Below are 21,695 nucleotides of genomic sequence, written 5' to 3' on the forward strand. Positions count from 1 at the left end.
GGTGAATTCTGCTCGGGCGGTGCACGCGCCTGCGTTCACGTGGCGTGACACTCACCGGCAGGGCCCGTTGATCGTCCCCGCACGGTGAGCCGTCCGGCCCGGCCCGTAGTTCCTGTGGCTGGCAGACAGTCCCGAGCCGGAGGTAGACCGCCGTGGCGGGGAATGGAAACCCGACCGTCAGAAGACGCCGGCTGGGCGCGGAGCTGCGCCGGCTCCGGCAGTCCAGTGGCCTGACCAGTACGGAGGTGGCCGAACGCCTGCTGATCTCCCAGCCCAAGATCAGTCACCTGGAGAACGGCCGCCGAGCCATCAGGCCCCGTGATGTGCGGGACCTGTGCGGCCTCTACGGAGTCATAGACCCGCAGGCCGTCGATTCGTTGATGCAGGCGGCCGCGGAATCGGACCGGCAGGGCTGGTGGGTGGCCTGCGGCGACGTTCCGTACGCCGTCTACGTCGGCCTGGAGACGGCAGCCTCCTCGATCCACTCCTACGAGCCCCTGGTGATCCCCGGCCTGCTGCAAACCCCCGCCTACGCCCGAGCCGTCATCGAGGAAACGATCCCTCTGGCCACCGCGGAACAGATCGCCGTGCGCCATGAGGTCCGCCTGCGCCGCCAGCACCGCGCCCACCACCCGGCGCGCCCTTTGCGCTTATGGACCGTGCTCGACGAGTCCGCACTGCGCCGTGTGGTCGGCGGTCGCAGGATCATGCGCGAGCAGCTCGAGTACCTGAACCGTCTCGGCATGCAGCCGCACATCACCGTGCAGGTCCTGCCGCACGGAGCGGGGGCCCATCCGGGAGTCTCGGGGCAGTTCTCCGTTCTCCGCTTCCCGGACAGTATGGCGGGGACGGTCTATCTGGAGCGGTTCACCAGCGACCTCTATCTGGAGAAGCGGTCCGACGTAGAGCAGTACAGCGTCATGTATGACCACCTCCAGGCCAAGGCGCTGAATCCGCAGGACACCCGTGACTTCATTGCCCGCGCCGCCCAGGAGCTGCTGACCGCCAGGTAGGTGCCGGGCAGGCCTGGCGGCCCGGCACTCCTCCGCCGACGCCGACCGTCCCGGACGCCGCGTGCGCGGACATCCGCATCGGCTACGCCCGCTGCTCGACCCTCGGGCAGGAACTCGACTCCCAGCTCGACGCCCTCGCCGGGCACGGGATCGACCGCGACCGGATCTTCAGCGAGAAGATCAGCACCCGCATCCGGGTCCGACGACGAGGGATAGTGGTTCGGCGGTCAGCGGGGAGGGTGGTGCCGGCCCCGCGGCGTCACTGGTCATCGGGACGAGATGATCGCCGTCTCCGGGCGGGGGACTGGGCTGCCGTCTGGCTGGAGCGGGACCGGTGGTATATCGACGAGCTCCCCTCGGCAGCCATGCCGAGGTTGTCTGCCGTGAACCGTTCCACGGGCAGGGTGTGAGTACCTGTCAGGGGCCGGGCATCCACCCGGTGCCGGAGTCGGTGAGGTGGCGGGCGTGGTGTGCGCGTTCTTCGATGAGCCGGCGGAAACCGGCGAGCGCGTACCGTTCCCCGGTGGCCGAGCCGGGTCCGCGGATCCCGGCGACATCGGCCATGAGCTGCTGGGGTTGGGGCTGCCAGCCTACGACCAGGACCCGAAGTCCCCAGCCCTCCGCCCGCCGGTGCAGGTCCAGCAGGTGCAGCAGCCCGTCACGGTCCATCAGGACCACCCCGTGCAGATCGATCATCAGGACCCGCTCATAGGCGGTGGCTTCCTCCAGTACCCGCCCCAGCGCCATGCCCGCCTCGGCGTCGAGGTTCCCGTCGGCGCTGACCCACAGGGTGCTGTCGCGGTGCTGCACGTCGACACTGATCAAAGGGTTTCCTCCCGTTACCCGGAAAGCCGGTGCCCCCGGGGCCCTCATCTTGGCGCGGACCTGCCGCGCCCGGCACGTGACTCGCTGGCGGCCTCACGCTCTGGGACGGGTGGCTGGTCCGGCCGCTGGCGGCGGACCGCGGGCCGGGATGGAGCGGCCCGCGGCAGCGTGACCAACGTGTCCTGCCCTGGGATGGTCACGATGGTGAGGGGCCGGGCGTAGTCGCTGTTGCCTCCCGTCACCGGGACTGTGCCCTCTGGAGCTTTCACCTTGGCGTCAGGACCTACGAGGCGGGTACGTGACTTCGCCGGGACCCGGCGCTTCGTGCTGACACCGGTGAGAGGTCCGGGAGCGCGTTGGTCCGCGCCTCGCGGCAGGCGTCCACTGCGGGGCCCCGGTAAGAGGCGGGTGCGCTGTGCCCTCCGTCGGAGTGGATCCTCTCACCTTGCCCAGCGCGTCAGCCGGTGCCGCCGGTGCGGAGCAGTTGGATTGATGCTGTGGGGAGCGGTGCCCGGACACCGCTCCCGGCCCCGTGGCGCTGCCGGCCGCGGCTGGCCGGCAGCCGTCACACGCGCCGTTCGCCGTCGCGCCCGGCAGCATCCGTTCCCGGCTCGCCGTACGGCAGATGAGCCCGTGTTCTGAAGCAAGCGGGGCGGCCTGTCCCGGAGCTCATGGGTATCCCAGCCCGATTGCCGGCGAGTACTGCGGCAAGGTCGCCTCGGTGCGCGGTCTGGGCGCATGGGATGGGGTGGTGCTGCGGCCCCTTCCCGCGTGGTGGGGGAGCCGCAGCACGAATCGAACGTCTGGGTCAGCTGTGGTCCTGGTAGTACTGGCCGAGCTGGTCTCGGTAGGCGGCGTCGCCGCGGTGCTTGTCCTTGTCGTATTCGGGGGAGTCCTTGATCTGGTCCTTGGTGAGGCTGACGAGGATCTTCTCGTCCTTGGTGTCGACGCGGACGATGGTTCCGGCGGGGATCAGGACGTGCTTGCCGAAGATCCAGGGGCCGGTGTCCACGACGATGTAGGAGGAGCCGACGTCCTCGGTGTGCTCGTCGACCTTCCCGATGTGACCGTCGGTGGCCTCGACCTTGAAGCCGACCAGGCGGGTGCCGGGCGTGTAGTGGGACTGCGGGTTGTGGCTCCACATGTCAGTCACAGCTGCTTCTCCTTCTCGTGGTAGGGATCACGTGTGGAGGAGGCCGTCATGGCCGTCGGCTTCCTCCTCGTCGAACCAGTTGCCGTCGTGGGCGAGGTAGCGGAACCCGTGCTGTTCACCGGCCAGAGGAGTGACGGCGACCGCGCGGCTCCCGTCTGACCGTTCGGCCAGCGGATGGAGGCCGGGCTCTCAGCCGTTGAAGCCGCCGACCACACCGACCGCACCGGCCGGATGGCCGACGGGCAGGACGAACGTGACTTCGGTCCGTTTCTTACGCCGCGTCCGTTCCGCACCGGCACTCAACTCCTCACCAACGACGGCAATGACTTCCCCATCCCTGCCCAGCTCGCCGGGACGTGTGGGGGAACTGCTCCAGACGCGCGATGGCTGCCACCCGCACGGACCCGACGCATGGGCCGACTGGGACCTGCCAGCCCGGGCGGAAGCCTCAGCGGGGCCGGCACCACGACGGCCCTCGGTTGTGAGGTTGACGCTCGTCGTGTCCTTGAGGTTTCCCCTGGTCTCTGGATCGTCAATGCCCGGTGGTGCCCGCGTGGTGCTTGTGCCCTGGCCTGTGACGGGCAATCCGGTTGCGGCCGCCCCTCGCGCCCCTCCGTGTTGTTGTTCGAGGCCGATTACCTGATCGCCGAACGCGCGGAAATCTATGCTGGCCGGAGTAGACATTAGGTGTTGGCTTGGTTATGGTTTCTCTCGTAACCAAGAAGGACCGCAGGGCCCGGCAGAGACGAACTGCCGGGCAGCAGTACCCGCAGTTGCAGTGCGCATGACGGTGCGGTGGCGGAGTTCCGAAGCCAGGGTTGTTGCAGGACGGCGACGGGACTGGTGACCGGACCGGGTGGCCCGCAGTGATCAGGGGCCGCCATGAGCAGTACCGCAGTTAACGCAGTGGCAGTACCCGTAGTAAGTGCAGTGGGCAGTACCCAGCAGTGATGTCAGTGAGTGGTACCTCGGTGAAGGCGTCGGCTGCGGGCGCGCGCACCGGGAGGTTCGGCAGTGGGGTTCTAAGCCAGAGCAGATGCAGGATGGGCGACGGGGCTGGCTGCCGAAGTGGCGCTAGGTGAGGTCACCAGCAGTACGCAACACCAGCAGTACAAGCAGTTCGCAGTGTCAGCAGTACGCAGTTCCCGTTTGGTAAGTGGTTGATCCAGAGGGAAGGAACGGAGGAGCCGAGCGCCATCAGGATCGCCCGGGCGAGCAGTACGAAGCCCGGGTACCGCAGGACATCGATAGTGAGGTGGTCTCCGGTCACGCATCCGCGATCCCCGCACCCCCGGCAGCGTTCAGGCCGGCCGTGCGGAAACAGAAGGCCGGCGCAGCATCAGGGCCGGCAGATGGTGTGAGTAGTTCCTTCGGGGCCCGGGTGCCAGTACGGCACCCGGGCCCCTCCACGCGTTCCACAGAGAGGTGCAATGACAGCAGACGACTCGTTCGGCCGTCTCGATGACGACGGCTACCCCGCCTACACGATGGGCCGGGCCGCCGACATGCTCGGCACTACCCAGGGCTTCCTTCGCGCCCTCGGCGAACACCGCCTCATCACCCCGCTCCGCTCCGCCGGCGGGCACCGCCGCTACTCCCGCTACCAGCTGCGCATCGCCGCCCGCGCCCGGGAACTCGTCGACCAGGGCACCCCCATCGAGGCCGCCTGCCGCATCGTCATCCTCGAAGACCAGCTCGAGGAAGCCCAGCGCCTCAACGTCGGATACCGCCGCGCCGCCGAATCAGCGAATCCGACGGCTGCGGCCTGAGCGCCTGCCGGCCTTCAGCGGATATGCGCGCAACTGGCCGCGCCGCGACGTGTACAGCTTTGCTGTGGTGACAGCATGTGCGGACGTGTACCGTCTGCGTCAGCTGTCGTGGTTCGGAAGTTCCCGTTTGCCCACGCCTCGGCGTGGGCGTTTTGCTGTGCTGTGCCGCAGGAACCAGGGCGATCACCTCCGCCTTCCGCATGGTGCGGGAGGCGTTCATCGACTGGAAGGCATCAGCTATGGCTACGGGAACTGTGAAGTGGTTCAACGCGGAGAAGGGCTTCGGCTTCATCGCCCAGGACGGCGGCGGCCCGGACGTCTTCGCCCACTACTCGGCGATCAACTCCTCGGGCTTCCGTGAGCTCCAGGAGGGCCAGACCGTCACGTTCGACGTCACCCAGGGCCAGAAGGGCCCCCAGGCGGAGAACATCAACCCGGCCTGACCCCAGCCTCCGCACGTTGTTGGCAGCCGAGCCTGCCCCCGGAAATCCCCTGCTCCTCCCGGCTCACGCGGAGGAGCAGGGGCTTCCTGGCGCCCGCCGCCTGGCTGACAGCCTTGCGACGGGCCTGACGCCTGTGACGCCCACCGCATCCCGACCTTGGACAGCTGCTCCACCCGCTCCGGTGTCAGCGTGGCGGCCCGGCGGCGCTGGTTGGCGACCCACGTACCGAGCTTCAGCGGCACTTCCCGCCGCGCCTGGCCGTCGCCGATGGAGATCGTCTCGACGTGCTTGCGGGGAACCGTCAGGTGCCCTTCCCGCTCGAAGAACCGCGACGCGGCGGCGTAGTGTATGGCCCACTTGTCGGCCTGGCTGGTGCGCGGCTTCGGCTTCTCGTCCTCGCCGGCGGGCTCGATGCCGAGGATCTGCTCGCACATCCACTGCTGCACGGTGGTGAGCTGGTCCCACCGCACCCGGACGGAGGTCACCCATCGGCCGAGGTCCTCGCCCTGGCGCACGACTTCGCCCGCCGTGGTGGGCTGTGCCTGGCCGGTGTCCCCAGGTGCAGGCCGACACGGTGCGCACCGCCCGCAACGCGCATGCGGCCTGGCACCTGCTCCGGCAGGAGGACCCGGAAGCCGCCGCCGACCTCGCGGCCCCCCTGGCGGACATGCTCGCCATCCTCGGCGAGGACGACCGCCGCCGTGACGTCTTCGCTTTGAGCAGGTGTTCTTCTTCTTAGAGCCCCGTGCGGCCTGCGGAGCATGGCGGCATGCCAGGTGTTGCCTTGCGCGGTCGAGTGCGGATCAGAGAACTCGATCCGTTCCGTTCCTCTCTGCGATCATGTCGGCACGGAGCGCTACGGATCAGCCTGAGCGGCAATGGCGAAGGGTGGAGCCACGACCATGACGACCCACACCATCACCGTCGGGACCGGCAAGCGCATCCAGGTTGATCCGGTGGGCACCAGCGTCGCGCCGGGGGACACGATTGAGTGGGTGCATGGCCCGGACACGGAGAATTCACCTCACAGCATTTGCTTCAACCATGCAGGCAACTCCATGCACGACAAGGAGGTGCTTTCGGCACTGGAACCCAAGGTCCAGCTCTGGGAGGGAGGCAAGGTGACGTTCGCAATCCCCGCCGACACGCCCGAAGGTGAGTACCGGTGGTTCTGCCGCCGTCACAAGGAGAGCACCATCAACACCGTCAAGAACCCCGCGTAGTTTGCTCTTCTTCCTGCTGGCTCGAGACACCTTTGGGTGGGATACCGCGGCGAGGTGAGGGCAGCCCGGGAGTCCCAGCGTCCTGATCAAATGGAACCCGACACCGCCCTGTGCCACCGCACCCCAGCCCAGACGGCCCCTCGCCTCGACCGCTGCATGCCCGCCTGCGCGAACATCGCCGCACCGACAACCACGCCCGCCAGCTTCTCGATAAGGCACAACAGCTCGAACAGCGCGTCGCGTGCCTGCCCGCCCCGCTGGCCGAACGGCTCCGCAGCACCGCGAGCAGACTCCGGCAGCACGGCGCGCGACACCACCAGAGCGTCACCGCCCAAGATGGAGAGGTCCTCTGAGCCCCGCTCTGGACGAACGCGAGCGCATCCGCTCCGCCATGAACCGCATCCTCACAGGCACCGCCCAGCACTCCAACGGAGCCCTGACCATCGTCGCCCTGGCCCAGGAAGCCGGCGTCCCCCGCAATGCACTCACCCAACGCCATCCGGATCTGAAGAGCGATTTCTACGCCAAGGTCCGCCAGAAGGCCCAACCTGCCGAAGCCGAAACGCAGCTGCGCAAACAAGTCGTGAAACTCAAGGAACTCCGCGCAGCAGACAAGGATGAGATCGCCGAACTCCGCGCCGACCGCGAAGCTCGCATCCGCGTCGTCCACCAGCTGACGCTGGAGAACCGGCAGCTCGGCCAGCAGCCCACGGCCCCTGCCCCTGTCGTCCGTTTCCTGCCCACCCAGCCTCAACCACCCGTCGCCTGAGGATCGGGCAGCGCACATCGCCGCCATCAACCTATGGCCCCCAACCGGTGAGGGCGGGCAGAGCCCGCCCTCACACCAGCTTCGAAACACCCCCACGGCTCCGGAGCCGTGTACTTCAGAGGCTTGGTTTCCGCGCCGGAGCGCCTCAGCCCCTGGTCAGGGTGCGCCCGAGAAGGGGCAGCAGGCGGTCCCAGTGGCGCTGCAGTGCGTCGGGGTTGAAGGCATCGGTGTCAGACATGGTGAAGCCATGAACGGTGCCGGGATAGATCTCGGAGGTGTAGCCGACACCCGCCGCATCCAGGGCCTTGTTGAGCTCGCCGAGAGCCTCGGGCGTCAAGTCGCTCTCGGCATGGCCGAAGTGGACCTCGGCGGAGAGCTTGGAAAGGCTGTCGGGTCCGTCGACTCCCACCGGGCCGTGGAAGGCGGCGAGGGCGGCTATCTGGCCGGGGTGGGCCGCGGCGGTGCGCGTCGCCAAGAGGCCACCGATGCAATAGCCGGTCACGGCGATCGGTCCGGCGCTGACCTCGGGTTGAGCAGTGAGGAACCTGAGGTATGCGTCAGCATCTCGCAGGACACGGTCGGCGGTGTGCGCCTCGATCATGGGCATCAGCTGAGCGAAGACTGCGGGCCGGTCCTCTTCTCCGATGTGCTCGGGAAGTTCGATCACCGGTGCCGGACCGTGCCGGTAGAAGAAGTTGGGGACGAGTACGTAGTACCCGTGCCCGGCCAGTTCGCGGGCCATTTCTCGCAGCACGGGCCTGATGCCGAAGCCGTCCGCGTACATCAGCACCCCTGGGTGCTGATCGCCGTGGACGGGCAAGGCGGCAAAAGCATCGGCCTGGCCGTCCGCGGTGGGAATCTGCAGCGTCTTGGTGGGCATGAATTCTCCTGTCGTGGTTGATGTGTCGAACCTGTTATCAACACGACGGAGGCGGAGCCCGCGCGGCAGCGCACGATCCTCGATCGAACAGCGGGCCCGTACTGGCCCGTACGGCGCTCAGAAGGGCACCGGGTCACCAATCCGTGTGTGGCGCGATGCCGTCCCGGTAGTCATGCCTGCAACATAGCCCACCCAACGAAGGTGCCGCCAACACCGTCAAACCACAATGCAGTTCGCACGAATGATCTCGGCCAACACCTCGCTCCCGAACGCGCTCGACGCGCTGCCCGGCACCCATTCCGATCTTGGAGCTGCACGGTCCTTACTGCGCTGTGAAACACCTCCTCGCCTCAACACGCAGGACTTGACAGAGAAGCCTCCGCGTGGGGATCCCGCGATGTCCTCGACGCCGTCCTGGTCCGCCCCGATCTCGTGGCAGAGATCAGCGCCGACCGGGCCATCGACCACGGCGGCGTCTACCGCCACCCGCTGCGCTTCAAACGGCTGCGCCTGGACGCCAGCGCCGAGGACGTACCGCGGTTTGGAGACGGCCCCGCCGCAGCCGCCGGCTGACCGCACCGCAGGGCTACTGCGTGGACCCGTGTCTCACGGGCAGTGGATCCGCGCGTCATGGTCGAGGGCATCTGCACGGCCATCGATGCCCATGGCCCTCCGTCGCTCGACTGGACCGCCCGCCCCTGAACCAGGTGAGGTGCGGGTTCTCGGAGGCCGCTGACCTGGGCTGGGGAGGTTATCGGTGACGTTATCGGTGGGGTCACCGCGGGGCTGGGCCGGTGCCCAGGACGCGTGCCCGTGCTGCGGGCGGCGGGAGAGGTGACGGCCTGGGCGTCGGCCGGCCGCTCGGTGGCGAGCCGGGCGCGCGGAACGTCATCCCGGGCGCGGGACGGCTGCGGATCGTCGGACTCGGGGCCTATACCGAGCCGGCGACGCGTGGTGCTCACCGGTCCATTCTCCCGGCCCACCATTCCGACCGGCGGTGAGGGCGAGTTACTGGTTACCGGTTACAGCCCTCCGCGTGTGCGGGGTCGCGCTGCTGAGGGCAGGGGCGGGGTCTCCCGGCCTGTAACCGGTAACCGGTATCTCGCGCGGGCGGGGCTGGGCAAGCCTGGCCGGCGGCTGCCGGTCGGGGTTGCATCGGAAGGGGGCTCCACGGTTGCTTGGAGGGTTGCTCCCGGCGGGGTACCGGGAGTGTGACCGGAGGTGGGACCCCCCAAAGTCGATGATCTTTCATAACCGCAGGTCAGGTGCCGTGGGCAAGCCCCTTTGGGAGAACGACACCTCTTTGTACGCGTCAGCCGGACAAAGAGGCTGGTCTGGCAGGGCCGGCCGGGGCGGCGCGACCGGCGGCGGAGCCGTCCCCATGCCGCGTCCGCCAGGAGTCGTTCAGGAACCAGTCCTGGCCCCCGTTGTTTTCAACGGGCCCCACTGGAACGGGACGAGGTGGGAACGCGGCGTGATGGAACGGGGGATGCAGCCGCGGGTGTACGGGTGGGAGCCGGCGGGGCCGACGGCCGGGCACGGGTACGTCGAACTGGTCGGCGGCCGGCTCGATGGTCAGTTGCTCGACGTGACCGGCTGGACGGCTGCGGATCGGGCGGGAGGTGCGCTTCTGATCGCTGGTCTCGGCCTGTACGGGCCGGGCGTCCGCGCCGGCTACGCCCCGATGACGATGCCGCGGGCGGCCCGTTCCGGTGGCGCGGCGGCACGTCCTGAACCCCCGGCCCCTTCCTCGACGGACGGGGAAACAAGGGGGAAACAAGGGGGGAACCATGGGGGGAACCTAGAGGGGGAAACGGAGGGGGAACCTAAGGGGGGAACCATGGGGGGAAGCCGGTTTCGGGGAGGTTCCGCGTTTTGGCTGGTCAGGTGCCCTTCTGCGGGTGGTGACTTTCCGGACTTTCTCTTTGTGGGTGGTTGTAGGTAGTTGATTGGCTGTTGGTTTCTGGTTGTTGGGTTGCTCGCGGGTGTTGGTCGGTTGTCTGGTTCTCGGTTGCGTGTTCGGTCATGCATGCTGGCTGTGTTGGAGTCCCTGGCGTTGCTGCCCGCAGGTGATCCCTTGGCTGTGTTGAGGCCCTGAGCCCCTGGCGGTTGTCCGCAGGCGGATGTGTACGGACTCCTGACGTCTGCGTCGGCATACACCCGCTGGTCCCGTCATTCGATAACCGACGCACGGCCTTGAGCTGCGAACGCGACGGCTCGCCGGCTGGTGGGGTGCGCCGGACGAGGGGCCGTCGTAGGGCGAGCCCGTGCGGTGTCCTTGGCTCCGGCGCGGTGGGTCAGCGGCGTCCGACGGAGCCGCGGACGAGGGCGTAGGGAGTCACACAGAAGGCACCGAGGGTGGAGGCGACGATCATGGTGAGGAATAGCCAGTAGGTGAAGCCGTGGCCGTGGGAGGACGCGAGGAGCCACCCGTAGGTGAGGGTCGTGAGGATGCCGGTGAGGGCGAGTCCGGCCGCCCAGCCCGTCTTGCTCAGCCTGATGCCGAGCCCGATGAAGGCCCAGAACACGGTGGGGCGGCGATGGCGCGATGGCCAGGACCACCGGGAAGTCGATATCCCGGCCGTCCATGTACTCAGTGAGCTGAGGAACACCGCGTCCTGGAAACTCTTCGGCCGGCCCGCTGGTCAGCTCCGCGCCGTGGTCTTCTCAGGTCAGGTAGTTGTCGATGTCGCGCGCGGAGCGGTAGCCGCTCTCGATCGCCCCGTCGATGAAACCGCGCCACGTGGTTGACGAGTCGCTGCCCGCGAAGAACAGGCGTCCTTCGGTGGTGCGCAGGTCCGGCAGCACCTGTGTCAGCTGTCCCGGCCGGTAGATGCACCACGTGCCGAGCGCGTGCGGGTCGTTGGTCCAGTCCCAGCCGACGATGCTCTCCACCTCGACGCCCGGCAGGAACGGTTGCAGGGCGCTCTGCATGCCCTGGACGTCGTCGAACGCGGTCAGCTCCAGCGTCTTCGGGTTGGAGGCGAACGCGATCAGCCACGAGCCCTCCGGCCCGTGGGCGTAGGTGACCAACCAGTTGATCGGCTGGGACTCGGGGCCCACGATGCTCACGTTGCCGATGTCGCCCTTGACGCGGACGAAGCACTTCATGCCGATGCCCGCGTGCCGGTCGGCCGACGCGGTCCGCTTGATCTCCGACAGGGCGGGCTCGAACTCCACGCTGTTCAGCACGTTCATCGGCAGCGCGATCAAGGCGGTCGGCGCGCTGACGACCTCGCCGCTCTCCAGCTCGACCCGCACCCCGTCATCGCTCTGGACGACACGCCGCACCGGCGAGTTGAGACGGATGTCGGCCAGCGTGGCCTGCTCGGCGATGGAGTTGACCAGCTCGCGTGTCCCCTTCACCAGCTTCGTCGCCGACAACGAGGCCATCGTCTGCTCCGCGCTGTGTCCCGACAGGGCATAGATCCGGAACACCTCGCTCGCGCCGGACTGTTCGAGAGGACCGAACGCGATGGTGCAGCACATCCCCTCCACCCAGTCACGCAACGCCGGCTCGGCCTTGAAGACGTCGAGCTGCTCACGCAGCGACCGGTCGGTGAGGCCCTGCGGGTCCGGGCCCAGCGTTTCCGCGAACGGCTCCGGGAACAGGCTCACACCGGGGGCACAGAACTCGTCGAGAGCTGCCAGCGCCCGTACTGCATCCTCGTCGGACAGGTCCACGAGGCGGCCATCGGACACCACTGCCTGTCGGAGCCCTTCCAGGACCGGGAAGGTCTCGGTCTCGACGTCGTAGCGATGGATCTCGGACCATACGTGCGGCTGCAGGGGGTGGACCCACGTGCCGCCGAACTCCATCGGATGCCCGTCGTGGTCCTTGGTCCAGGTCCGCCCGCCCAGGCGGTCACGCGCCTCGACCAGGACCGCACGGCGCCCCCGCGCCGACAACTCACGCGCGGCCGTCACGCCGGCGAAACCGCCGCCGACGATTACGACATCCACTTCAGAATCTGGCGTCGCCACGTTTCTGCTCCTTTACCGTCGTCTGACCTGACTCGCGAACCACTATCCGGGAATGGGCGGCAGCCGGTCCCGCGCCACGCTTGCCTGTTTTCTCGGTTGATCGCCTGTGGGTACGCCGACGCCGCTGTCACGCCGCGTACGTGTCCGGTCTCAGCCCACGACGAAGAACTTCATGAACGGCGAGCGTGTTCTCCACGTGGCCGCGAATCCGGCCGGGAAGGAGTAGATGCCCCCGGCGACGAGCTCGATCTTCTCGCCGTCAGGGGTTTCCAGCTCTGCCTCGCCCTCGATCACGTGGAAGGTGTCGGTGGCCGCGGGCTTGTAGGGGAACTCCGCGCCCTCATCGGGGCCGATCCTCCACAGACCCGACACCTGGCCGTCTTCTGTCTGGACGAGCCAATGGATCTCCCCCGTCTCCCGGCCGTCCTCCACGTAGGGTTCCCAAGACTGGGCCGTTACGGATGAGCTTGCAAAACCCGCACTGTTCAACACTCTTTCCCTCCGCAGGGACGCCGACGGGCAATTCTCGGTCCGCCGGGAAAGCGCTGTGGGCGGCAGGCCCCCCTGTCACCACCGCCATCGGACATTTCCCCAGGCACTTCGGCCGCCGTTTCATCCGCACGGCATGAATCACAGGTGCCCTGGATGGGCCGTGCAGCCATATGCGCACGACCTACACACCACGTTAGCCACTTGCGGGCTTCCTGGCCTTCCATGCCCCAGGTTCGCCCCGGGACGCTGTGGTCGCGGGGCCGGGGAGGCGTGGCTAGGGCTGTGTCGAGCGGGGCTGGGTCGTCGGGATGCGGTGGGTGAAGAACAACGCGAGGAGGGCGGCGAGGGCGAGGATGGCGAGCGCGGCCTGGAGCCCGTCGAGCCTGGCTGCGGCGTTCGCCTCCAGCGCCTCCTGGGTCACCTCGCTGCTGGTGCCGGCTTCGTCGAGGGCCGTCTTCAGCTGGGCGTCCGACAGAAACGGTGCGCCGCTTTGGATCCTGACGGTCGCCTGACTCTTGACGCTGTCCGGGATCGCCGGATTCTGCTCGACGCTGGTCAGGAAGGAGGAGGCGAGCGCGGCGATCATGATCGATCCGGCGAGTGCCGTCCCGATCGAGGCACCGAGGTTGGTGACGGCGTTCTGGACGCCGCCGACCTCCGCGCTCTTCTCCTCCGGCACCGCGGACACGGTGACCGACCCGAGCTGGGACGCCAGCGCGCCCATCCCGAGCCCGATCAGCAGCATGGGGACGGTCACGATTTCCGCACCGGCGTCCGCGTCAAGGGCGGCCATCAGGATCACCGCGCCCGCGAGCAGGGCGAGGACCCCGAGCCGTACCACCCGCCTCGGCGAGACGTCGGGGAGGAAGCGGGGGATCAGGACCGCGGCTGCCAGCAGTGTCACCGACAGCGGCAGGAGGCGGGCACCGGTCTGCAGTGCGGACAGGCCAAGCGCGACCGACAGGTAGAGCGGGACGACGAAGAACACGCCCATCTGCACCAGGTACTGGAAGAAGAACATGGTCAGACCGCCGGTGAGCTGCTTGTTCTGCAGCATGGCCGGGTCAACGAGCGGGTCCTTGCGCTGCTGGACGAGGCGGGCTTCCCAGCGCAGGAAGAGCCAGATCAGCAGCAGACCTGCCAGCATCAGCCACACGACCGGCGAGATCCCGAACAGCGCGGGTGCGTCGGGCTTCGGCCGGAACCAGCCCCACTCGTCCGAGCGGAGCACCCCGTAGACGAACAGCCCGAGCCCGAGCGCGGACAGCACGGCGCCGACGAGGTCGATGCGTCGGCGTTCGCCGATGGGGGCGTCGGCGATGCGGCGGGCCAGCACCAGGATCCCGAGCACCACCAGCACCTCACCGGCGAACACCCACCGCCAGGAGAAGTACGTCGTCGCCACACCCCCGATGAGCGGCCCGACCGCGATCGCCACGGCCCCCGCCGCCGCGACGAGTCCGTACGCGGCGGGACGGCGTTCAGGAACGAAGTTGCCGGCCACCAGCGCCACGATCGCGGGCAGGATGAGCGCCGCCCCGAGACCTTCCAGCAGCGCCCAGCCGAGCAGCAGCACGGTCAGGTTCGGCGCGAGCGCCGTGGTGAGCGAGCCGGCCCCGTAGATGCAGCAGCCGATCAGGAACGCGCGCTTGCGGCCGATCAGCGCCCCGACCTTGCCACCGGGGATCATGAACATCGCCATCACGAGGGTGTAGGCGGTGATCGCGCCCTGGATGCCCGATACGGTCGTGTCCACGTCCTCGGCCACCGTCGCGATCGAGACGTTCATGACCGAACTGTCGAGCGCCATCAGGAACTGACCGGCCGAAAGCGTCAGCAAGACGACCCGCGCTGTTGCCGAACTCTCGACCGAGCCTGCCTTTGATGCCATGGGCGGGATCGTCCCAGCACACCCGAAGGACGACTCCGCGACCCGCCTCACACGTCAACCGATTGGCAGACATCCGCTGCGCCATGGAGCAACGAGCCCGACGCTTGTTTCCCGATGGTGTGCGGGGTCGACCGGGAGAGGGGCCCTGAGGCTCGGCAGCGACCTCGATGCTGCAGCGCTTCCAAGGACGCTGACGGTGGGTCGCCGCCGATGAAGGCCGGTATTGGACACGTGGTGGCCGGCCGCCGGCTCCATGGAGTTGGCGACCGGGGCCCGGGCCATGTCGACCGGCGAAGCGCCGGCCGGATACAGCGCACCGAAGAGCCAGGTGCCGAGGCCCAAGGGTTCACGCGCCCGGCCCCAAGACGGCGCCTGTGCAGATCCGCTACCTCGTCCGCCTGCTGATGGGGACCCGGGCGGCCGCGGCCGCGCCGGCCGGTTGCCCGAGCCGGCCAGTCAGCGCGAAGACGCCTGCCGAGCTATCGTCGCCTGCCCGGGAGATGATCCTCGGCGTCCTGGACGCTCCCCGTGCGGCTGGTCGCGGTGGAGCGCCGGCGATCCTGAGGGCGAGGACGTCCGGGCCGCGTTCGTCGGTCAGCTGTCCGTCGTCTGCAGCCCACGCCTTTCCGCTCGTGCGTCCTGGGCCTCGAACAGCTCGGGTAAGGGCTTCCTTGCTTGGTGGACGTCTTGAACCGGAAGCCGAAGAGACCACCGGTCTCATGTTCGTCGGTGAGGCGGGGGCTGCGGATGTAGGGCTTTGGGTCGAAGCCCCGCTGGGCAGCGACGCCGAGGCTGTCGGTGTTGATGGTGACGATGTACTGCAGCTGTTCTTCCGCCGTCACTTCCGCCGCGAGGGTGAGGGCTTTGGCGATCTGGCGTTCGTCGACGCCGTCGTAGAGGTGGCTGTCGTGGATGAGGAAGTCCGGGCCGCGTCCGTGACGGTGGGCCAAGACGGCGAGTGTGAGGTCGAAGCAGAAGATGACCATGCTGGCGATGCCGCGGCTGTCGTCGCTGTCGATCCTCGGTGTGATGGTCAGGCTGCTGCGGCCTGCCTGGATGGCGAGGTATGCCTCGCGGCCTTCTCCGTAGAGGCTGTGCGTACTGGGAGAAGAGCAGGATCGCTTCGTTCGTCTGTTGCCTGCGCTCCTGGAGGTCGGTGTCCACGGCCTGCTGGAGCTCGACGCTCTTCGCGGTGATCTGCCGAGCGCTTGCTTCCAGGGCCTGCGCTGCTTCGAAGCGGTGGCGTAGAGCTCCAAGTGCGGCTTCTTCACGGCCCAGGGCTGTCTGGAGCGCGGTCAGGGCGCCCAAGGCGCCTCCGTCAGCCAGTTCCCGCAGCAGGCGCGCCTGATCCTCACCCAGGCGGGCGCGTTCGGCCCGGCGCGCGGCAAGCCGCTCGGCGAGCTCGCTGATCTCCTCCTCGAGGAACCGCCGACGGTTGCGGACGACGGAGTGGTGGAACGCCTTGACGTCCTCGAACCGGCGCCGGACCTGGTCAGTGAGGATGACGCCCAGCTCAAGGTACGCAGGCTCCAGGTACTCGACGTCGACGTCGGTGGTCTCGGTGACGGCAGCCTGTAGCTCTTCCAGGTTGTGCTGGCCGATCACGTCGTCCTGGGCCAGCTGTTTGATCCGTCGGCTGACCTGGTCTGCGCGGTCTTTGAGGCGTTCGTACTCAGGGACGACCTGGAAGGCGGTGACCTGTCCTCGAAGCCGTTCCACCTGGGCCTCGGCGAGGGTGATCTGTCCCCGCAGGTCGGCGGTGGACCCGACGATGCGCCCCCAGACGGGATCATTGACCGCCTTCTGCAGCTGGGTGCGGGTGGCTTTGCGGGCGGCGAGTTCCCGGTAGCCGTCGACGAGCTGCCAGTCCAGCCCGAGCAGGTAGGCCAGGTTGGTGGATGCCTCCGACGCGGACTGCTGGGAGAACGTACGGGTGGGCTCGTTGAAGGCGTGGGAGGAGGCCCGTCGGGCCAGGAACGAGAGCAGCGTGCGCCCACTGACGCCCGGGTGATCGCCGCGCAGAGCGAACAGATCCCGCTCGATGGCGCGGGTCCACTGCTCTACGGTCAGCTCGACACCGGTGGTGTCGGGGAAGAGTCCGTCGGTGGGGAGCCCGAACACGTCCTTGCTGAGTGCCACGGTCTTGTGCCGGCTGCCGCTCCTGCGTACTTCCAGGGCCGGTCGAGGCCGGGCCAGCTCCATGTCGAGGCCGAAGGTGATGGCGCGCAGCGCCTTGTTCATCGCCAGCGACTTCGTGGTGGCCCGGGCTCCGAGGAGGAAATGGATGAGTTCGATGACACTGGACTTGCCCGCGCTGTTGCGGCTGTCGGTGTCGGACGAGGCCGCCGTCTTGTCGGCTACCAGCAGGTTCAGTCCTGCGGTGAAGGTCACGGGCTTGAACCTGGGGTCGTCAGCGCTCAGACGGCGCAGCAACCGTACTCCTAGCAACGAGGACGTCCTGGACCAGCTCCACCGCACCCATGGTGTAGAGCACATCCAGGGCTAGGACGAACCAGCCGAACGATACCGGCGAGATGTGCGCGTGATCGGCCCGCCAGCTCTTCAGACGGGACCATGCCTGGCTGACGGTCCGAGGCTCGTCCAGCTGGAGGAGGATCTGCGCTCCGATGGCCAGCAGGCACCTGTCGGGGGCGATGCCCTTGGTCGGCGTGATCACGCGGACATGTCCAGCCCGGGCTGCCAGCCGGCGGGAGGAGCCTCGAAGATGTCGCAGCGCTCGAAGAAGTGGGCCAAGACCACCAGGGCAGCGCGCAGTACCTTCGGCCGGGGCTGGGCGTTGCCCATGACGTACATCCGCAGCTGCCAGAGCACGTCCTCCGGGTCGGGCCATTCCCTGCGCATCTGCTGGTAGTACACGCGGAAGCCCTCTGCCACCTCGTCGTGTTCCAGCTCGCGCATCGTGCCTTCGTAGAAGGCGTCTACGAGATGGCTCTGACGCATGCCGCGCAGGAGGTCCTCCCGCTCCTCACCGTCGATCCGGTTGAAATCCAGCTTCTCGATCGGCACGTCAGGCAGAGACATGAACGGATCGGGTTCCCGGCGGCGCTCCTGGAGCTGCTTCAGGAGCGGCTCCAGATCGTCCATGCCGCTACCGAAGGTCATTTCCTTGATCGGGATCTCACACCGCAGTACATCCTCGGCGGTCATGAGGTCGAGCCGCAGACACTCCTGCCACAGCCGCCTTACCCCCATCTGCTCAAACCGCAGGGAAGGAGTGTCCGAGGCAGCTGCCGGCAGCAGGCCCGTCACCTCCGGGTGGAGCCCGCGCCGGTCGTTGTGGACGAAGACGAACGTGTCGAACTGGCCGCTGCGTTTCGCGATGGCACCGGCCAGGTCCCCCTCGAACTTCTCCCGGATCTTGTACGGCTTCACCGTCTGGGGCGTAGCAGGCATAGAGGCGCCGCGAGTGCAGGGTAAGGCCGTCGGCCGACATGTCCCCCAGGCTCCCCGCCGTACGCACATCGAGAAAGTCCGGGTACCTGGAGCACATCAACCGATGGAAGAAGTCCTCGAAGTCGTTCTCGTAGAGCTCCGCCATCAGCTCAAGGAACTTCACATGAGCGTAGGCACGTTGCTCGTACCGCATACACCCCCCTGACGCACAAAGGGCAAGAATAGCTTCGGTCTGATCACTCTGGGTAGTCCACCAAGCCCCCTGCTGCGCTATGCCCAGTCCACGCCCAGCTTTGCGAGGGCGGCGAGCTGGTCGGCGGTGAGCTTGTCGCGCCGAGTTTTGGTGTTGGAGACCCATACGCCGAGCTTTACGACGACTGGCTCTGTCTCGCCGTCGATCGCGATTTCCTCGCTGTGGGCGCGGGGGACCGGCCGGTGGGCGCCTTCCCGCTCGACCCATTGCGTGAGGGCTGTCAGGCCCCGCTGGAACGCCTGCTGCGCCTTGCTCGGCCCCTTCGCCCCGCGACTGGCCGCGGGGGCGGGAGACGGCTTCTGGTCGGGCTGTACGCCCAGCGCGGTCAGCCGCTTCTGCTGCTCGGGGAGGAGCCGCGTCCAGGGGGCCGGTTGCTTCTGCTGCTGGAGCCACCGGCCGATGTCGTCGCCGTCCCACATCACGCCGGGGGCGATGTCGGGCAGCTGCCCGTCGGCGTCGACGAGGTCGGCGAGGACGCGGTGGTGGCGCTGCCAGTCCAGTGGCCAGGGGCAGTCCCAGTCCTGGTCGATCGCGGTCAGCTGCGCTGCGCGTTCCGCGGCGCGGTCCGGGTCCTTGCCCAGGCCGTTCTTGGCGCCTTTGCGGCGGAGGTTGGCCATGTGCTGCCCGATGGGCACCATGGCGTCGTCCTCGCCCCACACGGCGTCCTGCCGGGGCGCGAGGTGGCCGGTGGCCTTCCGGTACGACCGGAGCGCGGCGAGCTTGGCCTCCCACGCCTCTTCGCCGGGCTCCCAGACCATCCCGGCCTCGGGTGCGTCCAGCAGGGTCTTGCGCCGGTCCTCGAGTTCACCGGTGCGTAGGGCCTTGCGCTGCTGGTGCACCCACCGGCCGAGGGGGAATGCCTTGGTGACGCCGACTTCGACCTCGGTGTCGTAGGGGACGGCGTGGAGGCCGGTGATCTCGTTCTCGGCGCGCCACCGGATGAGGGCTTGGTAGCCCTCCAGCCACACCAGGCTCTCGGGTCGGTAGACGCGGGTGCGTAGGAACGCGGCGATGGTGGCGGCGTCCCGGGGGCTGGAGAAGTGCAGCAGGGCCGACTCGGCCGCTGCGTCGGTGTCCTCGTCGTGCTCCGGGTCCTCGGCGTCCCCGCCGGCCCCGACGATCCGCCCGTCCTCGTCGCGCTGGAGGTGGACTTTGCGTCTGCCGCTCGTGAGGGCGCGGGAGGCGAGCTGCTCGACCAGACGGTCGTCATGAGAGCGGAGGCCCTGCAATACGGCTACAAGAGGGCGGAAGCTGGCGCTGGCGACCATGTCGGTCGGGTCCTCGTTCGGCTCCAGGAACACGGGCACGATGATCCGGGCGATCTTCGTGGTGCCGTCGCGGTTGAGTCGGAGTGCCCGGCCGATGTTCTGGACGATCTCTACCTGGGAGCCGCGGGTGTCGGCGAAGCAAATCGCCTCCACACCCCGTTCGCCGGTGATGTCGATGCCTTCGCCGAGGACGCGTACGGAGGCGAGGAACGCGCGGTGTACGCGCCGGTTGTTCGCGTCGATGCCGCCTGCGAACTGCCGCAGGACCTCGCGGCGCTCGGTGACGAGGTGGTCTCCGCACAGCCACGCGGACCAGACGCGGTCCGGCGGGACGTGGCGGCCGGCCTCCAGCTCGTAGAGCTCCGCCTCGATCGACGACGCGGGGAGCTTCTCTGCGGCCGCCAGGTCGGCGTCGGGGGTGTCCGTGGCGTACAGCTCCGCGGCCGTCTCCGGCAGCTTCTCCGCGAACGCGGCCGCCTCCTCGACCTTCTGGTGGAAGGTCATGACCGTACGCAGGTTGTACGCCGCGGAGTGCTCCAGGAGCGCGGCCTGCAGCAGCGCCAGGCGCCGGCCCCGCCGCGCCGCCTCGGACTCGCCGAGGACGGGGGAGGGGTCGCGGATCTCCAGGACGTCGATCTCGAACCCGGCGAGGATCCCCCGCTCGATGCTCTCGCTCAGCCCCAGCTCTGCGATCCACGCCCCGTAGGTGCCGTCGGGGTCGTTGGTCATGCTCGCGATCTCCGGCTCTCGGCCCTCCGCGCCCTTCTGCGGGCGGGCCGCGGCGAGGATGCGCGGTGTGGCGGTGAGGTAGAGGCGGAAGTCCGCCGGGATCCGGGTGTTGTCGTGGATCGCGGCCCACGGCCTTCCAAGATCACCGGCCGTGCCGTGCGCTTCGTCGACGATGGCGAGGTCGAAGCCCGCCATCCGCTGCCCGTAGAGCCGTTCCCCGCCTGCCAGGGCGGCCTCCAGGGGCCCGCGAACTTTCCGTTGGCCCTCGGGTGCGTCGATGTCCTCGCGGTCGACGAGTGAGGCGTACGTGGCGAACACGACGATCGGCCCGGAGGCGGCCCACAGTGCCAGCTTGATGGGGTTCGTGGTTGTGCGTACTCCGAGTTCGCCCAGGACTGGATCGTTCTCCAGCGAGCAGACCGCGATCATCGGGGCCTGGTGGCCCACCAGCCGCCATGCCTGGGCGGTCTGTGCGAGCAGGTCCAGGGTGGGGACGGTGACGAGGATCCGGCTGCCGGGGAAGCACTCCAGTGCGCTGGCGGCGGCTGTGATGGTCTTGCCCGATCCGGTCGCCGACACGATCGTCCCCCGAGCCCCCTGCGGGGGGACAGGTGACCTTGCAGGAAATCCGACCCATTTTCGGAATGCCGATTTCTGGTCCATCTGATGTTCTCGGAGCTGGATCAAAAGAATTCCCCTGGTTCGGGAAGGACCTGCTCGACGGAAACAATCCTGTACTCGCCGTCCTGGTGGGAGCTGCCGGGCCAGTTGAACAGGCGCCGGGCGTGCTCTACGGCCGAACCGGCGGAGGCCGCGAAGACGTGGCGAACCAGCGCCCCTTCGCCCGCGGGGGTGGTGGCCGGGCGGGCTGTGATCCGGTAGACGCGGTGCCGCAGCACCTCCACCGGCAGCCCGCCATCAGCATCTTCGCTCCAGGCAGCCTCGACGGCCTTACGCTGCGCGCGCAGGTCTTCCCTTCGGGCGACTCGGGGGTCCTGGGCCGGCGAGTACACGTCCATGTGCTGCTTCGTCATGACGTGCTTGATCCGGGTCCATTCGAGTCTCTGAGACACCGCAATGGCCAGCTCGGTCGGCTTCCGCGGCTCCTGCGGTGCAGCGAGGGCCCGGTCTTCGCGGTCTCGGGCAGCCAGGCACTGTTCCCCCACCTCGCTCAGAGTGAGCCCGGTGGCCCGCCTGACCACAGAAGTCCGCGCCAATTCATCCGGATGGTATTCATAGACAGGCATCCAGAACCCAGCTCCTAAAACATCTACTGCATGCAGCCTGTTTCTACCAACGGTACATGCTGCATCAGGCTGATGCAGCCGCTAGACTGGAACCCGATGCGAACGAGTGACCCATCCCGGTGAAGAAGGATTGCCCAGTGGAACCCACTCCTTAAGAACTCCTGGCCGATCTCTACGGATACGACGAGGACGCCCGCTTCGACACCACCCAACTTCTAGAAGGCCTGGCTCATCGGATGTCCCCGACCCGACCCGACCCGACCCGACCCGACCCGACCCGACCCGACCCGACCCGACCCGACCCGACCCGACCCGACCCGACCCGACCCGACCCGACCCGAC

General features: G+C 68.2%; 20 protein-coding genes and 2 pseudogenes. 7 read left to right on the forward strand and 15 right to left on the reverse strand.

Annotated features, from left to right (window positions below):
- Positions 1-152: 152 nt before the first annotated feature.
- Complete coding sequence (locus AC07B0_RS32815) at positions 153-1,013, forward strand: helix-turn-helix domain-containing protein (RefSeq protein WP_478899654.1); 861 nt, start codon at positions 153-155, stop codon at positions 1,011-1,013.
- Between the two features lie 417 nt (positions 1,014-1,430).
- On the opposite strand, the gene AC07B0_RS32820 is transcribed toward AC07B0_RS32815, so the two are convergent.
- Both AC07B0_RS32820 and AC07B0_RS32825 read right to left on the reverse strand, forming a co-directional pair.
- Positions 1,431-1,838 carry an STAS domain-containing protein gene (locus AC07B0_RS32820; protein ID WP_478899656.1) on the reverse strand — a complete coding sequence of 136 codons (408 nt, stop codon included), beginning with the start codon at positions 1,836-1,838 and terminating at the stop codon, positions 1,431-1,433.
- 808 nt (positions 1,839-2,646) lie between these two features.
- A complete protein-coding gene (locus AC07B0_RS32825) occupies positions 2,647-2,982 on the reverse strand; it encodes a PRC-barrel domain-containing protein (protein ID WP_478899670.1) in 336 nt (111 codons plus the stop codon).
- Positions 2,983-4,421: 1,439 nt separating this feature from the next.
- On the opposite strand from AC07B0_RS32825, the gene AC07B0_RS32830 reads away from it, so the two are divergent.
- A complete protein-coding gene (locus AC07B0_RS32830; protein ID WP_478899657.1) occupies positions 4,422-4,760 on the forward strand; it encodes a MerR family transcriptional regulator in 339 nt (112 codons plus the stop codon).
- Between the two features lie 239 nt (positions 4,761-4,999).
- The gene (locus AC07B0_RS32835) at positions 5,000-5,203 is read left to right on the forward strand and encodes a cold-shock protein (protein WP_030224583.1); all 204 of its coding nucleotides are present in this window, start codon (positions 5,000-5,002) and stop codon (positions 5,201-5,203) included.
- Positions 5,204-5,361: 158 nt separating this feature from the next.
- Here the strand turns inward: AC07B0_RS32835 and AC07B0_RS32840 are convergent.
- Positions 5,362-5,637, reverse strand: a pseudogene (locus AC07B0_RS32840) (helicase associated domain-containing protein); the annotation flags it as partial.
- A gap of 125 nt (positions 5,638-5,762) precedes the next feature.
- On the opposite strand from AC07B0_RS32840, the gene AC07B0_RS32845 reads away from it, so the two are divergent.
- Both AC07B0_RS32845 and AC07B0_RS32850 read left to right on the forward strand, forming a co-directional pair.
- Complete coding sequence (locus AC07B0_RS32845; RefSeq protein ID WP_478865002.1) at positions 5,763-5,942, forward strand: hypothetical protein; 180 nt, start codon at positions 5,763-5,765, stop codon at positions 5,940-5,942.
- 163 nt (positions 5,943-6,105) lie between these two features.
- Entirely contained in the window at positions 6,106-6,426 is a 321-nt protein-coding gene (locus AC07B0_RS32850) for a plastocyanin/azurin family copper-binding protein (protein WP_478865001.1), read from the forward strand.
- A gap of 86 nt (positions 6,427-6,512) precedes the next feature.
- Here the strand turns inward: AC07B0_RS32850 and AC07B0_RS32855 are convergent, their stop codons facing one another.
- The gene (locus tag AC07B0_RS32855; protein WP_478865000.1) at positions 6,513-6,761 is read right to left on the reverse strand and encodes a hypothetical protein; all 249 of its coding nucleotides are present in this window, start codon (positions 6,759-6,761) and stop codon (positions 6,513-6,515) included.
- 56 nt (positions 6,762-6,817) lie between these two features.
- On the opposite strand from AC07B0_RS32855, the gene AC07B0_RS32860 reads away from it, so the two are divergent.
- On the forward strand, positions 6,818-7,195 hold the full coding sequence (locus tag AC07B0_RS32860) for a hypothetical protein (protein WP_478864999.1): 378 nt from the start codon (positions 6,818-6,820) through the stop codon (positions 7,193-7,195).
- A 145-nt stretch (positions 7,196-7,340) separates the two neighbouring features.
- On the opposite strand, the gene AC07B0_RS32865 is transcribed toward AC07B0_RS32860, so the two are convergent.
- Entirely contained in the window at positions 7,341-8,075 is a 735-nt protein-coding gene (locus tag AC07B0_RS32865) for a dienelactone hydrolase family protein (protein ID WP_478864998.1), read from the reverse strand.
- 432 nt (positions 8,076-8,507) lie between these two features.
- Between AC07B0_RS32865 and AC07B0_RS32870 the strand changes: the two genes are divergently transcribed.
- Positions 8,508-8,648 (forward strand): hypothetical protein, encoded by a 141-nt coding sequence (locus AC07B0_RS32870; RefSeq protein ID WP_478864997.1) that lies wholly within the window; start codon positions 8,508-8,510, stop codon positions 8,646-8,648.
- Positions 8,649-10,372: 1,724 nt separating this feature from the next.
- On the opposite strand, the gene AC07B0_RS32875 is transcribed toward AC07B0_RS32870, so the two are convergent.
- The 10 genes and pseudogenes from AC07B0_RS32875 to AC07B0_RS32920 form a co-directional block, all read right to left on the reverse strand.
- Positions 10,373-10,603, reverse strand: coding sequence for a hypothetical protein (locus tag AC07B0_RS32875; RefSeq protein ID WP_478864996.1), 231 nt, complete (start codon positions 10,601-10,603; stop codon positions 10,373-10,375).
- A gap of 139 nt (positions 10,604-10,742) precedes the next feature.
- Positions 10,743-12,059, reverse strand: a complete 1,317-nt coding sequence (locus tag AC07B0_RS32880) for a flavin monoamine oxidase family protein (protein WP_478899659.1) — start codon at positions 12,057-12,059, stop codon at positions 10,743-10,745.
- A gap of 150 nt (positions 12,060-12,209) precedes the next feature.
- Positions 12,210-12,491 carry a cupin domain-containing protein gene (locus AC07B0_RS32885; protein WP_478864994.1) on the reverse strand — a complete coding sequence of 94 codons (282 nt, stop codon included), beginning with the start codon at positions 12,489-12,491 and terminating at the stop codon, positions 12,210-12,212.
- 334 nt (positions 12,492-12,825) lie between these two features.
- Positions 12,826-14,442 (reverse strand): MFS transporter, encoded by a 1,617-nt coding sequence (locus AC07B0_RS32890; RefSeq protein WP_478864993.1) that lies wholly within the window; start codon positions 14,440-14,442, stop codon positions 12,826-12,828.
- A 479-nt stretch (positions 14,443-14,921) separates the two neighbouring features.
- The gene (locus AC07B0_RS32895) at positions 14,922-15,713 is read right to left on the reverse strand and encodes a DUF2326 domain-containing protein (protein ID WP_478899671.1); all 792 of its coding nucleotides are present in this window, start codon (positions 15,711-15,713) and stop codon (positions 14,922-14,924) included.
- A gap of 1 nt (position 15,714) precedes the next feature.
- Positions 15,715-16,938 (reverse strand): annotated as a pseudogene (locus AC07B0_RS32900) (ABC-three component system protein); the annotation flags it as partial.
- The gene (locus AC07B0_RS32905; RefSeq protein WP_478864990.1) at positions 16,853-17,119 is read right to left on the reverse strand and encodes an ABC-three component system middle component 6; all 267 of its coding nucleotides are present in this window, start codon (positions 17,117-17,119) and stop codon (positions 16,853-16,855) included. The pseudogene AC07B0_RS32900 and the gene AC07B0_RS32905, both read right to left, overlap by 86 nt.
- Positions 17,116-17,835, reverse strand: coding sequence for an ABC-three component system protein (locus AC07B0_RS32910; protein ID WP_478864989.1), 720 nt, complete (start codon positions 17,833-17,835; stop codon positions 17,116-17,118). The genes AC07B0_RS32905 and AC07B0_RS32910 overlap by 4 nt, the downstream gene beginning before the upstream one ends.
- Positions 17,836-18,126: 291 nt before the next feature.
- Complete coding sequence (locus tag AC07B0_RS32915) at positions 18,127-20,769, reverse strand: helicase associated domain-containing protein (RefSeq protein ID WP_478899661.1); 2,643 nt, start codon at positions 20,767-20,769, stop codon at positions 18,127-18,129.
- A 20-nt stretch (positions 20,770-20,789) separates the two neighbouring features.
- Positions 20,790-21,353, reverse strand: a complete 564-nt coding sequence (locus tag AC07B0_RS32920; protein WP_478899662.1) for a hypothetical protein — start codon at positions 21,351-21,353, stop codon at positions 20,790-20,792.
- Positions 21,354-21,695 lie beyond the last annotated feature (342 nt).

It is taken from the genome of Streptomyces sp. NPDC044704 (assembly GCF_056433525.1).